The sequence below is a fragment of the Amniculibacterium sp. G2-70 genome, from assembly GCF_014353055.1.
GTDB lineage: Bacteria > Bacteroidota > Bacteroidia > Flavobacteriales > Weeksellaceae > Amniculibacterium > Amniculibacterium aquaticum.
Genome location: NZ_CP060698.1, coordinates 2,692,866 through 2,705,857, shown reverse-complemented (window position 1 = coordinate 2,705,857; position 12,992 = coordinate 2,692,866). Strand labels below are relative to the sequence as shown.

General features: G+C 35.6%; 12 protein-coding genes and 1 pseudogene. 10 read left to right on the top strand and 3 right to left on the bottom strand.

Annotated features, from left to right (window positions below; all coding sequences use genetic code 11):
- The first annotated feature begins 98 nt into the window (after window positions 1-98).
- Entirely contained in the window at window positions 99-449 is a 351-nt protein-coding gene (locus H9Q20_RS12580; protein ID WP_124641822.1) for a hypothetical protein, read from the top strand.
- On the opposite strand, the gene H9Q20_RS12575 is transcribed toward H9Q20_RS12580, so the two are convergent.
- On the bottom strand, window positions 446-1,114 hold the full coding sequence (locus tag H9Q20_RS12575) for a uracil-DNA glycosylase (protein ID WP_124641819.1): 669 nt from the start codon (window positions 1,112-1,114) through the stop codon (window positions 446-448). The genes H9Q20_RS12580 and H9Q20_RS12575 overlap by 4 nt on opposite strands.
- 121 nt (window positions 1,115-1,235) lie before the next feature.
- On the opposite strand from H9Q20_RS12575, the gene H9Q20_RS12570 reads away from it, so the two are divergent.
- The 9 genes and pseudogenes from H9Q20_RS12570 (at window position 1,236) to H9Q20_RS12530 (ending at window position 11,471) form a co-directional block, all read left to right on the top strand.
- The gene (locus H9Q20_RS12570) at window positions 1,236-3,386 is read left to right on the top strand and encodes an endonuclease MutS2 (protein ID WP_187477956.1); all 2,151 of its coding nucleotides are present in this window, start codon (window positions 1,236-1,238) and stop codon (window positions 3,384-3,386) included.
- Between the two features lie 9 nt (window positions 3,387-3,395).
- Window positions 3,396-4,568 carry an MFS transporter gene (locus H9Q20_RS12565; RefSeq protein ID WP_187477955.1) on the top strand — a complete coding sequence of 391 codons (1,173 nt, stop codon included), beginning with the start codon at window positions 3,396-3,398 and terminating at the stop codon, window positions 4,566-4,568.
- 148 nt (window positions 4,569-4,716) lie between these two features.
- Window positions 4,717-5,046: a PadR family transcriptional regulator gene (locus tag H9Q20_RS12560; protein WP_124641813.1), complete on the top strand. Its 330-nt coding sequence runs from the start codon at window positions 4,717-4,719 to the stop codon at window positions 5,044-5,046.
- A gap of 11 nt (window positions 5,047-5,057) precedes the next feature.
- On the top strand, window positions 5,058-6,746 hold the full coding sequence (locus tag H9Q20_RS12555) for a PspC domain-containing protein (RefSeq protein WP_124641811.1): 1,689 nt from the start codon (window positions 5,058-5,060) through the stop codon (window positions 6,744-6,746).
- Between the two features lie 257 nt (window positions 6,747-7,003).
- Complete coding sequence (locus H9Q20_RS12550) at window positions 7,004-7,576, top strand: 1-acyl-sn-glycerol-3-phosphate acyltransferase (protein WP_124641809.1); 573 nt, start codon at window positions 7,004-7,006, stop codon at window positions 7,574-7,576.
- Window positions 7,577-7,585: 9 nt separating this feature from the next.
- Entirely contained in the window at window positions 7,586-8,020 is a 435-nt protein-coding gene (locus tag H9Q20_RS12545; RefSeq protein ID WP_124641807.1) for a PaaI family thioesterase, read from the top strand.
- A 185-nt stretch (window positions 8,021-8,205) separates the two neighbouring features.
- On the top strand, window positions 8,206-9,165 hold the full coding sequence (locus tag H9Q20_RS12540) for a chorismate-binding protein (protein ID WP_124641805.1): 960 nt from the start codon (window positions 8,206-8,208) through the stop codon (window positions 9,163-9,165).
- A 99-nt stretch (window positions 9,166-9,264) separates the two neighbouring features.
- Window positions 9,265-10,089: pseudogene (locus tag H9Q20_RS12535) on the top strand (KilA-N domain-containing protein).
- A gap of 260 nt (window positions 10,090-10,349) precedes the next feature.
- Window positions 10,350-11,471 (top strand): hypothetical protein, encoded by a 1,122-nt coding sequence (locus H9Q20_RS12530; RefSeq protein ID WP_124641803.1) that lies wholly within the window; start codon window positions 10,350-10,352, stop codon window positions 11,469-11,471.
- A 470-nt stretch (window positions 11,472-11,941) separates the two neighbouring features.
- On the opposite strand, the gene H9Q20_RS12525 is transcribed toward H9Q20_RS12530, so the two are convergent.
- Together H9Q20_RS12525 and H9Q20_RS12520 are read right to left on the bottom strand one after the other, a co-directional pair.
- Window positions 11,942-12,136 (bottom strand): hypothetical protein, encoded by a 195-nt coding sequence (locus tag H9Q20_RS12525; RefSeq protein ID WP_124641801.1) that lies wholly within the window; start codon window positions 12,134-12,136, stop codon window positions 11,942-11,944.
- A 39-nt stretch (window positions 12,137-12,175) separates the two neighbouring features.
- Window positions 12,176-12,772: a MarC family protein gene (locus H9Q20_RS12520; protein WP_124641799.1), complete on the bottom strand. Its 597-nt coding sequence runs from the start codon at window positions 12,770-12,772 to the stop codon at window positions 12,176-12,178.
- Window positions 12,773-12,992 lie beyond the last annotated feature (220 nt).

Genomic DNA, 12,992 nt, shown 5'->3' with positions numbered 1-12,992 from the left:
TTGCTTTATGTCTTTTCCAGAACTGCCAGGCTCAAAAAAAAATCTATGGGAAGAATAAAAGTTCACAAAAAAATCAAACGGTATCCGAAGAAAAAAACATGAAAAACACCTACACATTTCAAGAAGGTGAAAACCGCTTTCTGAAAGAATTCGACACCAATTTTACTTTTAAATCTATCGTTGAAGACAGCCGATGTCCAAAGGAAGTAAAATGCATTTGGCAAGGAGTAGGGACCGTGGAAGTGGAAGTGATAGGCATCTTTACCCGACCAAAAATTTTAAAACTCTCTACCTTGAACGATGTTAAAAAAGGTTACGAAAATTCGGTGGAATTTAACAATCTTATCGTTTCATTGGTTGAACTAAATCCTTATCCATCGAAAAAAATTGCCATCGAAGACAGAAAATACAGTGTCGTATTAAAAATTATAAAAAAAAACACAGATTAGAACAAGGTCGATGCAACAGCATCTTCCCAATGGATGATTTCCTTTTGTTGATCTCTTAAAAAGGCATTGATTTTGGAAAAAGGTTGAGAACCAAAAAATCCTCGATAGGCTGAGAGCGGCGATGGATGCGCAGATTGTATGATGAAATGCTTTTTTTCATCAATTAATTTTACTTTTTTCTGTGCAAAACTTCCCCAAAGTACAAACACTATTTTTTCATGCTTTTCAGAAACCGATTGAATGATAAAATCCGTGTATTGTTCCCAATCCAAATGCTGGTGAGAGTTGGCCTGATGAGCCCTAACGGTAAGTGTTGCATTGAGCAGCAGCACACCTTGTTTTGCCCAATCATCCAATTCGTTGGAGTTGCGGACAATACCCAAATCTTGGTATAATTCTTTATAAATATTTTTGAGCGAAGGCGGTGTTTTCACTTTGTTGGAAACCGAAAAAGCCAAACCATTGGCTTGATGATCGTCGTGATACGGATCTTGGCCCAAAACAACAACCTTCACCTCATCAAAAGGCGTCAACTCTAAAGCTCGGAATATTTGGTTTTCTGGTGGAAAACAATGATAATTGGCATATTCTTGATGAACTTTATCCAATAATTGATGGTAATAGCTGCTTTGGGTGATGGGTTGTAGAACTTTTTGCCAAGTCATTCAGAGGAAATTTCAACAAAAATAAACATCGCGATTCATAAATTAAAATATTCATGTTTAAAACTTTAGAAATAAGAGCCTGAGATAAATTTGTCCACCAAAATTTCTTTAAATTTGCCTTGTGAATATTCAAGATACAGACCTTAACGAACTGGAGTTTCCGACCTTGTTATCGGAGATTGCACCTTTTGCTTATTCGGCAAAAACCCAAAATGCCATTCTTAATCTAAAACCTATCGATAGAGAAACCGCAGAAATTGCTCTAAAAAAAACAGCAGAATATCTGACGAGTTTTGAAAGCGCAAATGCCATCCCATTCGACGAATACGAGGACATCCTTGCAGAACTGAAAGTGCTGCCCATAGAAAATTATCGATTAGAGAATGCCGGATTCATAAAAATAAAAACCATTACCGAGCAAATTGGAAGACTGCAAAAATATTTTCCTACTCTGTCCGCAGCATTTCCTATTTTGCTTTCAGAAGTTTCTGCCCTGGAATTCAGAAAAGAAATTATCGAAAAAATAGACAAAGTTTTCAACCGTTTTGGAGAGGTAAAATCGGAGGCTACACCGACCTTAAAAACCATAAGAACGGAAATGCAAATGGCAAAAAAGCACATTCAGGAAAACTTTAACCGTACACTTTCGGCCCTTGCTTCCGGAGATTTCTTGGACGATATTCGCGAGAGTATTATCGACGACCAAAGGGTATTGGCCGTAAAATCAGTATTCAAAAAAAGAGTTCCCGGTAGGGTTTTGGGAATGTCCAAAACGGGTTCTATCACTTACATACAACCGGATTCTGTAGTAAAACACCAATTCAAACTTAGGGAAGCCGAAGAAGAAGAAAAGAAAGAAATCGACAAATTACTGAGGGTTCTCACAGCCGAAATATCGGTTTTCGCTCCAGAATTAGAAGCCTACCAACAGTACATCTTCGATCTGGATCTGACCCGTGCCAAGGCCAAGTTTGCTGAAAAAACAGGCGGAATTTTACCTAAAATTAACCCCCACAAAACACTAAAACTTCGTGAAGCTTTTCATCCGTTGTTGCTATTGAGAAACCGAGCCGAAAATAAAGAAATCTTCTCGCAAACCCTTTCATTAACCGAGCACAACCGAATTATTTGCATCTCCGGACCCAATGCCGGTGGAAAATCCATCACCCTAAAAACGGTAGGCTTGCTGCAATTGATGTTGCAAAGTGGCATCCTGATCTCGGCACATCCAAAGTCGGAAATGTTTTTCTTCGAAAATATAAAAACCGATATCGGCGACAACCAATCCATAGAAAATCATCTTTCGACCTATTCGTCCAGGTTGAAAAAAATGTCTAGAATTATCCGTGAAGCCAATGAAAATACCCTTTTGCTGATCGACGAATTTGGTACCGGCTCCGACCCCGAATTGGGAGGCGCTTTGGCCGAGAGTTTCTTGGAATTTTTCTACGAAAAAAAATCTTTTGCCATCATCACCACCCATTACACCAACATAAAATTGGTTGTAGAGCAGTTGCCGGCTGCCACCAATGCCGCCATGTTGTTTGATGAGCATTCTCTTGAGCCTCTCTATAAATTGGAGGTGGGACAAGCCGGAAGTTCTTTTACTTTTGAAGTGGCCGAGAAAAATAAAATCCCTAGATTCATCATCCGGAGCGCAAGGGAAAAAGTAGAAAAAGATGTGGTGAATCTGGATAAAACCATTGTCAAACTTCAACAAGAAAAATTTGAAGTCGAAAAATTAAAATCCAACCTTTCCGAACAAAAAGAATCGGTGGTGGACAAAAAGGAGAATCTAAAAAAACTGAACGATCAACTGGAGCAAAAACTCTACAATTTCCAAAAATTGTATGAAGAAGAACATCGCAAATTGCAGTTCGGGAACAAAATAGAAGCCTTCATCACTTCCTACATCAACGGTAGATCCAGAAAAGAATTGGTAAAAGATTTTGTAAAAATCTTGGAACAAGAAAAGTTTAGAAAATTGGGTGCCGACAAAGACGAAACTAAGAAATTGCAGGTCATCAAAAGAAAAGTAACCCAGCAACTGAAAAAGGTAGAAGTGATTGAAAAAATTGCAGAAACCAACGAAAAACTGGAGACCCAAAAGAAAGAAGAACGAAAACTTTGGATAAAAATTGGACAACGCATACGGATTGCCGGCAGTACCTCTGTGGGCACCATTGATGAAATCCTAAAAAACGGCAAGGTCATGGTAAACTATGGTTCGTTCAAAACCCAAATTTCCAGCGACGAGTTGGAAAGAATTTAACCCCAAATAATGACCAACAATCCTGCAAAAACCAACACCAATAGAGACTTGCAAATCGGAATTTCGGTTTTCTTGTCCGGATTGTCTTGTTTTGGATTGTTGTATTATTATCAGGCGTTGCTCCCGGAATTGGTCGATTATTTTAGAATAGACAAAGCCCAAAGCAGTTTGGCCGTTTCGTCATCCACCTTTGGGATGGCTTTGGGATTGCTGACCGCCATGTTTGTTGCCGACCGATACAGCAGGAAAAAAGTAATTGGCTACTCTTTGTTGTCCTCGGCGGTTTTCGCATTGTTATCTTCATTTTCCAACCATTTCACCTTGCTTTTGTTTTTTAATTTTCTGAAAGGTTATTTTTTGGCGGGTGCAACTTCGGTTTGTTTGGCGTATATTTCAGAAGAAGTTTCGGCATCAAAAAAATTAAAAATTACAGGATTATACATCTCCGGAAATGCCATTGGAGGTATGGTCGGAAGGGTGATGGCCTCACATTTTGCCCACGAATATTCTTGGAAAACGGCTTCGGAAATCATCGGAGTGGTTTGTTTTATTTTTGCCGTACTTTTTTTCTTATTTTCCCCCAAGTCCAAGCATTTTATTCCCAAGAAACAATCGTTTCTATCGTTGATAAAGCCAAACATGATGCTGATATTCAACAAAAAACTATTCCCCTATTACCTAACCGGATTTCTGCTTTTGGGCGCCTTTGTCAGCTTGTACAACTACATGGCTTTTTTCTTGGTAAAATCGCCTTTTAACATTTCGCAAGAATGGATTCCGTATGTGTATTTCTTGTACATTGCGGGGATTGGAGGCTCGATGTCGGTTTCATTTTGGCAGAGAAAACTCAATTCATCCAAAAAAATTCTGAAAGCCATGAGCATCTTGGGAGTTTTCGGGATTTCTATGATTTTTTTCGCTAACCCCATCACGGTTGTTCTTGGAGTTGCCTTGTTCACTTATGCTTTTTTTGTAGCACATACGGTGTGCAGCAAGAGCATTGGCGAGTTTTACCACAGTAAGAAATCGGTTAGCATTGCCATTTACCTACTTTGTTATTATTTAGGAGCCAGTATTTTGGGGAGCACAACCGGAATACTGTTGGTCAATTTTTCGTGGATGATTTTCTTAATTTCCATAATTTTCATCTTTAGTCTGATTTTCATTCTTTTTCTAAAATAAATTTTACGCTTGATAATCAATTACTTAACAAATAAAATAAAATTATTTCACTACTTTGTATTGCATAATACCAAACTTTATATATATCTTTGTCATATCAAATTCATAACAGGATGAAAATGTTTAATCAAATAACAAAATAGAAATAATGAATACCGAAAACACAAAAGCGCAGATGCGTAAGGGGATTTTGGAATTTTGCATTCTCAGCCTCATCAACAGAAAAGAAATGTATGTTTCTGATCTGATTGAAGAGTTGAAGAAAGGCCAATTGGATGTTGTCGAAGGCACCCTCTACCCGCTCCTTACCCGATTGAAAAATGGAGAATTTCTCTCCTATCGTTGGGAAGAATCTACAGGAGGACCGCCCAGAAAGTACTATCAAATCACGGAAAAAGGCAATTTATTTTTAACAGAATTGCAATTGACTTGGAACGAACTGACTGAATCTGTACAAAAAATTACTCAAAACAACTAAAAAAACTAACGATGAATAAAACACTATCTATAGGACTTGCCGGTTTCTCATTCACCATAGAGGAACATGCCTACATAAAACTGAACGATTATCTTTCGGCACTTAGAAACTCCTTGGATCAGGAAGAGTCCGACGAAGTAATGCACGATATAGAGCTGAGAATGGTTGAACTTTTCAAAGAATCTTTAGGTAAAAGAGAAGTCATCAACGATGGCGATGTCGAAAAAATCATGACCCAAATTGGTAGCCCTGAAGTGATTGAAGAGCAAGAAGAAGCCTACCAAACCAACGACAAGCAAAAGAAAAGTTATACCAATTACGGTAACAACATACCAAGACAATTGTTCCGTGATCCCGAGAATGCAAAAATGGGCGGTGTGTGTGCCGGGTTGGCCAATTATTTCGGTATGGACATCAATTGGATGCGCGTTATTTGGGCATTAATTGCAATTATCGGATTGTTCACCATGATCTCTACATTCTTGGTCATCGTAATTTATTGCGTACTTTGGATCGTTTTGCCACAAGCCAAAACAACTTCGGATTTTTTGAAGATGAAGGGAAAACCGGTTAATTTTGATAACATCAAGGAAGAGTCCGGTAAAATCTTGGATTTCGCCAATGAATCGACCCATAAACTTGGAGAGATGTACCAAGAAAGTAAGCCTTTCATCAACAAAACAGGAAGCGGAATTTGGAATGTATTTCGTTTTTTCATCGGTGGGATTTTTGGTCTTATGGGATTGGGATTGTTGTTTTCTGCCATCGCTGTTTTTGGTGTAAGCTTGGACAATGATTTTGTAGATCTTCCGGGCAATATACAGTTTTATTTGCAAGATGGTTTTCTAAAATATTTCGGGATTATCTTTGCTTTTCTTACGGTTTTTATTCCGTCTTTGATATTCCTATTCATCTCCATCCGATTAATTTCGCCAAAAACCAGACTGAATTACACCGGCTATGTGATTGGAGGATTGGTATTTCTGTGGATCATTTTCCTAGGACTTTTTGGATACAAAGCCCTGAAATACAAAACCATATACACAGGAAATAACGAAGAGGAAGATCGCATCGCCATCAACAGTACATCGGACAGTATTTTGGTCGATCTAAAGAAAGTGGCTGTCCCTCAGAATTTTAAATCCTATGGAGACGAAATCTATTCGGATTTGCAAAACATCTATCAAGAAGACAGTCCGTATCTGGAGGTTACCCATAAAGATGGAGTCTTTGCACCTTATCTTTTGGTAAAGAAATCTGCCGACGGCTACAACCAACCTTTGAAAATGGAAATCCCTGTGGAAGTGGTGGACAACAAAATCCTACTGCCCAACTATTTCAAATATCCCTACCAATACCGATTGAGAGATTATGATGTCGATTATGAATTGGTGGTACCAAGAACTAAAAAAGTGATCGCACTGAATGACAATCTGCACCTTTCCATGGATGATGACCAAGATGATGATGTCACGGTAGAATACGATTCGACCCGAATTGCAGGCGACAAGCTAGACATATCCATCAACGATAAGGACAAGGACTCCATAACCGTCAATGGTAAAAAATACCACAAGGATGTTGCTGAAAAGATTCTTGAGAAAAAAATGCCAAAAGGTCTGAAAGATTTGGAACAACTAAAAAACATCAACATCCAAATAAAAGACGATAAAAGCAACATCAAGATTGAAACAAACTAAACTAAAAAAAATGATGTATTAAAAATTTAGCTTTTTTTTAACAATTAAATTTCAAACAATTGATCAATAATTAGTACATTCGCTCAATCAAATCACAACCATTAATAAATTACACACAATGATACAGTTAGCTTTCGAAATCGCCATAAAATTTATGGATTTCATCACCAATCTATTTTAAACAAATTATTATCAATATCTTTGTTGAGCATAACAGCCTTTGTTATGCTCTTTTTTATTGAATTAAAAGCTAAATCATGAAAAAAATTCTATCAAAACTCATACTCAAAATTATAGGTTGGAAGGTGGTCCTACACGGAGATGCATCCAACTTGGATCGTTGTATTCTTGTGGTTGCCCCACACACTCATAATTCGGAATATCTACTGGGTAACCTTGCCTATTGGTCTTTGGGTAAGAATCTGAAAGTCATCATCAAAGATGCGCACACCAAAGCTTGGTACGGTTTTGTAGTAAAAGCCATTGGCGGTATTGGTATCGACAGAAGTCAGAAAAACGATTTGGTTAATTTTGTTGCCAAACTTTTTGAAAAAGAAGACTTCTCACTGGTCATCACTCCTGAGGGAACAAGAAGCCGAGTTGAAAAATGGAGAAAAGGCTTCTATCACATGGCTTTGGCAGCGAAAGTACCGTTGGTACTGGCAGCAGGAGATTTTGGAACCAATTCTATCATTTTAGGATACAAAATACCGTATGAAAAACTGGTTTCCGAACCTTACGAAACCATCATGCAAGAAATCCAAGAGTACTACATCAAAAACAATATTAAAGCAAAAATTCCTGAAAACTGGAATCCTAAAATTTATTAAACACCCCCCATGGATCATACAAAAAAAGAAGAACTGTTAAACGAACTGAACGGTTGGAGAGCCGGGAAAACCATGGCTGGACATCTGGACATAAAATTCACCGATGTTACCGAAGATACCCTAACGGCAACCATGCCGGTTTGCGAAAAAACCCACCAACCTTATGGCATATTGCACGGCGGTGCTAGTTGCGTATTGGCCGAAACTTTGGGTTCTTGCCTTTCCTACCTCCATGTAGATACAAGCAAAGTGGTCCCTGTGGGTACCAACATCAACTCTAACCATTTGAGAGCAAAAAAAAGCGGCCTGGTTACCGGTACAGCTTCCTTTATCAGAAAAGGAAATACCGTGCATGTTTCTCAAATTGAAATTCGTGATGAAAAAGGAAACTTGGTCAATCATACCACCATGACCAACAACATCATCCCGATCGGTAAAGTCTAAGACAACCTGCTGAAAATTTAGAGCCTGTTTAAATTTTATATCTAGAATTTTTGAATACAAAAAGGCTGATGAGAACGATTAGAAATAGCCGATTTATTATTTCGGGAAAATTTTAAACGGGCTCTTAATCTCTTCCACATCAATTTTGTAAAGAACTTTCATCAAAAAAAATCCGTATCCTACACATGTTGATTTTCAAATTTCCCCATCAGGATCAATTGTATAAACTGGACCGTTCTTGTGGCGACACCCAATACAACCTCCATTCTTTTGATGGTAATGAACGGCTTGATTTCAGGGGTAAAATGGTAGCAATCACCAAGCAAGAAATTGAAAACATTGAGTTTGAACTTCCAGAAAACGACTTTCATCATGCAGAAGAAAGCCAAGCAGAATACCTAAAAAAAATTGAGAAAACGGTAGAAATCATCCAGCAAAACAAATTAAAAAAACTGGTTATTGCGAGAAAAAAAATAGTCGATTACGCCACAATAGATTTTCCCAATTCATTTCTTAACCTGTGCAAGAAATATCCATCTGCATTTGTCTATGCTTTTTCCGAACATAATTTGGCTTGGATGGGGGCTTTTTCTGAGGCATTGGGCATTTACGATAAGAAAACAAAAAAATTCCAAACCATGAGCCTTGCCGGGACTCTGCCCATAGCCGAAAATTGGTCACAAAAAGAGATTGAAGAGCAGCAACCCGTGAGCGATTATATTTTGGATGTCTTAAAATCGTATTCTAAAACGGTAGAACAATCCCAAACCTACGATCATCCTTCAGGAAATATCAAACATTTGAGGACCGATTTTTCCATAGAAATTGAAGAAGAACATGTACAGAATCTTCTACAAGACCTGCATCCTACTCCGGCAGTTTGTGGGATACCCAAAGACATTTGTCAAGAAAAAATCTTGGAATTGGAAGGATTCAGCAGAGAATTTTATGCCGGCTACAGCCGGATAGAAACGGAAGATTTCCTGTATTCTTTTGTCAATCTTCGCTGTGCAAAATTCTACACCGACCATGCAGAAATATTCGTTGGCGGAGGCATTACCAAAGACAGTTCTCCAGAAAAAGAATGGCAAGAGACCGAACTGAAATCCTTGGCCATCATCAACAACTTGGTCATTAATCGTTGATGACCTCAACCTTACAGTAGTAGAAATTTTAAAAGTTAGTAGTAAGTCCAATACTAATCGCAAATACTAAAGTTTTCTTTTTGTAATTTTACAATATACATTGTAGAATATGGCAAGAATAAGAAAATAGAAGTTGAAGGAAAAGTAATTACGATAATTCTTGACAAAGAACAAGAGTATATTTCATTAACCGATATGCTGAAAGCAAAAGATGGAGATTTTTTCATTTCCGATTGGCTTCGAAACAGAAATACAGTTGAATATCTTGGGGTTTGGGAAAGTATTTACAACACCAATTTTAATTATGGCGAATATGCCACAATTAAAAGTCAGGCAGGGTTGAATAGCTATAAACTAAGTGTAAAAGAATGGGTTGAAAAGACAAATGCAATTGGACTAAAAGCAACTGTAGGACGATACGGAGGAACTTATGCACACCCCGACATTGCTTTTGAATTTGGTATGTGGATTAGTCCACAGTTCAAAATTTACCTAATAAAAGAGTTTCAACGACTGAAAAACGAAGAAAATGACCGATTGAAGTTAGAATGGAACTTACAACGGACATTAGCCAAAGTAAACTATCATATTCAAACAGACGCTATCAAAGAAAATCTGATACCTCAACATATTACAAAACAACAAGTGAGTATTGTTTATGCAAACGAAGCGGATTTATTGAATGTAGCACTTTTCGGAATTACAGCCAAACAATAGCGAGGCAATAATCCTGACAAAAATGGAAACATTAGAGATTATGCGACATTGGAACAATTGGTGGTATTAAGTAATATGGAAAGTATTAACGCATTACTTATCCGACAAGGTTTGAAACAAAATGAACGACTTATCCAACTAAACCAAGCAGCTATAACGCAAATGAAATCCTTACTTCAAAATAATGTATTGAAAAAATTAAAATAAGAGAACTACAACAAACCTCCAACAAACAAATTAGAAATAGAGCCACTACTGTTGTTCATTTTATTTTTTATTGTTTAATTTTAACAATCTGAAAAAGCATAGTAATACCTTACTCGAAAACAAAGTTATTTTTAGCCGTCTACGAAATAAATTTTTCCTATTTTAGAAAATCAAATAATTTAAAAACAGAAAAAACATAATTGTTTGATTTTCAATATTATAATTAAATTTCATCAGAATATTACAATAATTACACTTAAATGATTGATAGAATATTTATTTTCATTTTTTCATTCTTCATAATTGCAGAATGTAAATCTCAGGACTATTTACCTAAAGATACAATTTATGGTAATGTAAAAAAAATTAAAGAAAAAGTAATTTTTTTAACTGAAATTGAGAACCCACAATTATTATATTACGATGATTATGGACATTCTGGTTTTATGGGACCTGAAGCAACCTTTTCGAGATTTAAGAAAACTTGGTACACTTCAAACCAGTGCTATTACATAAATTATGTCAGAACTTTTGATAAAAATAGAAATATCGTGAGTGATTTGTGGTATGGTAAAAAAGATAATTTCAATAACTCGTACAAGAAAATCTATAACAAAGAAAATAAAATTATTAAAGAAATTGATTCTACAAACTATTCAGTTTATACAACCAATTATTATTATTCGGATTATGGAGATGTAAATATAATAAGGCAAAAAAATAAAAATGATTATTTTAGATATACCTATAAAAAATTCGAAAATGATAAATTAAAAACGCTAAAAGAATATGATGAAAATGGAACTATAGATGAGTATAAATATTTTTACAATGAAAGTGGAAAATTAAAATATAGAATATACAAGAATCCAAACTCTTGGCAACAAAAGGGAGAACGAACTTGGTCTTATGGAGTTCAAGATACACTTTTAACAGTATATAAAGATCTTGTAATCATTTATGATGAAAAAAATAGAATTTTAAGGTATCAGACTTATGATTTATATAAGCATGATGAAAATCGAAAAATTCCACAATTAGGACTTCAACTTGATTATAAATATAAAAATGACAATTTAGTATCTATAAGTAGAAAATATAAAGATGGTATCGTAACTATTAATTATTTTAAATACAACAAATTTGGGAAAGTTACTGAAAGATATTGCTGCAATGAAGATATTAAAAAGGCAACAATAATTGAAAAATTTCAATATAAAGATGGGAAAATTTCAAAATTTGAATACATTGAGGAAGGAAAAAAACATATTGTAAACCTTAATTATAAATTTGACTCAAAAAACAATTGGATAGAAATTATTAAAAATGTTGATGGTAAAGATCTTTTCAAATGGACGAGAGAAATAGAATATTACGAATAAGCACTACAGCTAAATCGCATTGACAAAATGCGGTAAGAATTGCAAGTTGAAAGATTTAGCCGTCCCGCTGTTTGCCCCAGTCGATTTAACCTCATTTATGTACTTTATTTTGGTAAAAAAACACTCATCAGCCATCACACAAGGAACTACAGTCCACGGCTGAACTAACAAGTGTTCATATTTCAAAAATACAAAATACAACTGAATTATCAGAAACAGCGAAACATTCTAATACCAATCTTAAAAATTTGAGCCATAATGCAGATTAAAAAAAACAACATTACGGCTAACAAAATCAGTGTAACCATTATAAAGAAAAAAATAAGAACAATCTGATAAAGAAATCCTATAGCTTCCATCGTGAAATATAAATATATACAAAGCTAAAAAGCAAGTGTGCAGTCCAACTGCACTTGAAATAAAAAAACCGTTTCGATAGAAACGGTTGTATAGAAAATTTGTGTATTCGGTTAATTTTTAATTCCAAGTTTGCTCCAAGTGTGCAGGACAAATACGGCTAGAAGTCCTAGAATGGACGATACCAGCGAAATAAGCAAAGTGGTATTGTCTTCGTGAAACACACCCAATTTCCAGTCGATAACATAGAGGTTAACTCCCAAAAACACGACGAATAAAACTAAAAATACTTTGTATATGGTTTTCATAATCAAAAAATTGAACTGCAAAAATACTAAGACTGAGGATTAAAACCTAACATAAGTTGCAATTAATTCTGCAAAATTGGTGGTAAACAATTTGATGGAAATCGCCAAAAGAATAACTCCAAAGACTTTCTGTAAAACTTGCAAAGTTCCATCGCCCAGTTTTTGCTCGATCCAGTTGGCCGATTTCAAAATAAAATACACAAAAACGGTATTGATGACGATGGCTGCAATGATGTTAACATCATGGTACTGCGCCTTCAAGGAAAGCGTGGTGGTCAGTGTTCCGGCACCAGAAATCAAAGGAAAAGCAATAGGAACAATGGAGGCCGATTTGGCCTCGGTACTTTTATTAATTTCTATTCCCAAGATCATTTCCAAGGCAATAATAAAGATTACAAAAGCTCCTGCAATGGCAAATGAATTGACATCCAAACCAATAAATTTTAGCATCTGTTTTCCGACAAATAAGAAGCAAATCATGAGAAGTCCTGCAACGATGGTTGCTCTCTCAGAATCGATCTTCCCGAATTTTTGTTTTAAACTAACTATAATAGGAATAGATCCTAAGATATCGATTACGGCAAACAAAATCATGGTTGCGGTAAGGGTTTCTTTAATGGAGAAATGTTCCAACATGGTCTAAATTATTAATTTTGCAAAAATATGAAAATATTTTATTAAATCAACAATATCCAAATCCATTGCAATTATTTATTTTACAAATCGTTAATTTTAACAGAATCAATCATTTGATTAATACTCAAATAAAATTCTGTTTATATTCATTTAATTATAAAATAGTTCATTTTTTTTAAATAAATATTGATTTGAATCATTATTAATCACTTTTTTTTGA

What these genes read in the sequence shown, in the direction of transcription:
- H9Q20_RS12565 (WP_187477955.1), top strand. Translation starts at nt 3,396, where the DNA reads ATGACCAACAATCCTGCAAAAACCAACACCAATAGAGACTTGCAAATC.
- H9Q20_RS12575 (WP_124641819.1), bottom strand. Translation starts at nt 1,114, where the DNA reads ATGACTTGGCAAAAAGTTCTACAACCCATCACCCAAAGCAGCTATTAC.
- H9Q20_RS12530 (WP_124641803.1), top strand. Translation starts at nt 10,350, where the DNA reads ATGATTGATAGAATATTTATTTTCATTTTTTCATTCTTCATAATTGCA.
- H9Q20_RS12555 (WP_124641811.1), top strand. Translation starts at nt 5,058, where the DNA reads ATGAATAAAACACTATCTATAGGACTTGCCGGTTTCTCATTCACCATA.
- H9Q20_RS12525 (WP_124641801.1), bottom strand. Translation starts at nt 12,136, where the DNA reads ATGAAAACCATATACAAAGTATTTTTAGTTTTATTCGTCGTGTTTTTG.
- H9Q20_RS12560 (WP_124641813.1), top strand. Translation starts at nt 4,717, where the DNA reads ATGAATACCGAAAACACAAAAGCGCAGATGCGTAAGGGGATTTTGGAA.
- H9Q20_RS12520 (WP_124641799.1), bottom strand. Translation starts at nt 12,772, where the DNA reads ATGTTGGAACATTTCTCCATTAAAGAAACCCTTACCGCAACCATGATT.
- H9Q20_RS12545 (WP_124641807.1), top strand. Translation starts at nt 7,586, where the DNA reads ATGGATCATACAAAAAAAGAAGAACTGTTAAACGAACTGAACGGTTGG.
- H9Q20_RS12580 (WP_124641822.1), top strand. Translation starts at nt 99, where the DNA reads ATGAAAAACACCTACACATTTCAAGAAGGTGAAAACCGCTTTCTGAAA.
- H9Q20_RS12550 (WP_124641809.1), top strand. Translation starts at nt 7,004, where the DNA reads ATGAAAAAAATTCTATCAAAACTCATACTCAAAATTATAGGTTGGAAG.
- H9Q20_RS12540 (WP_124641805.1), top strand. Translation starts at nt 8,206, where the DNA reads ATGTTGATTTTCAAATTTCCCCATCAGGATCAATTGTATAAACTGGAC.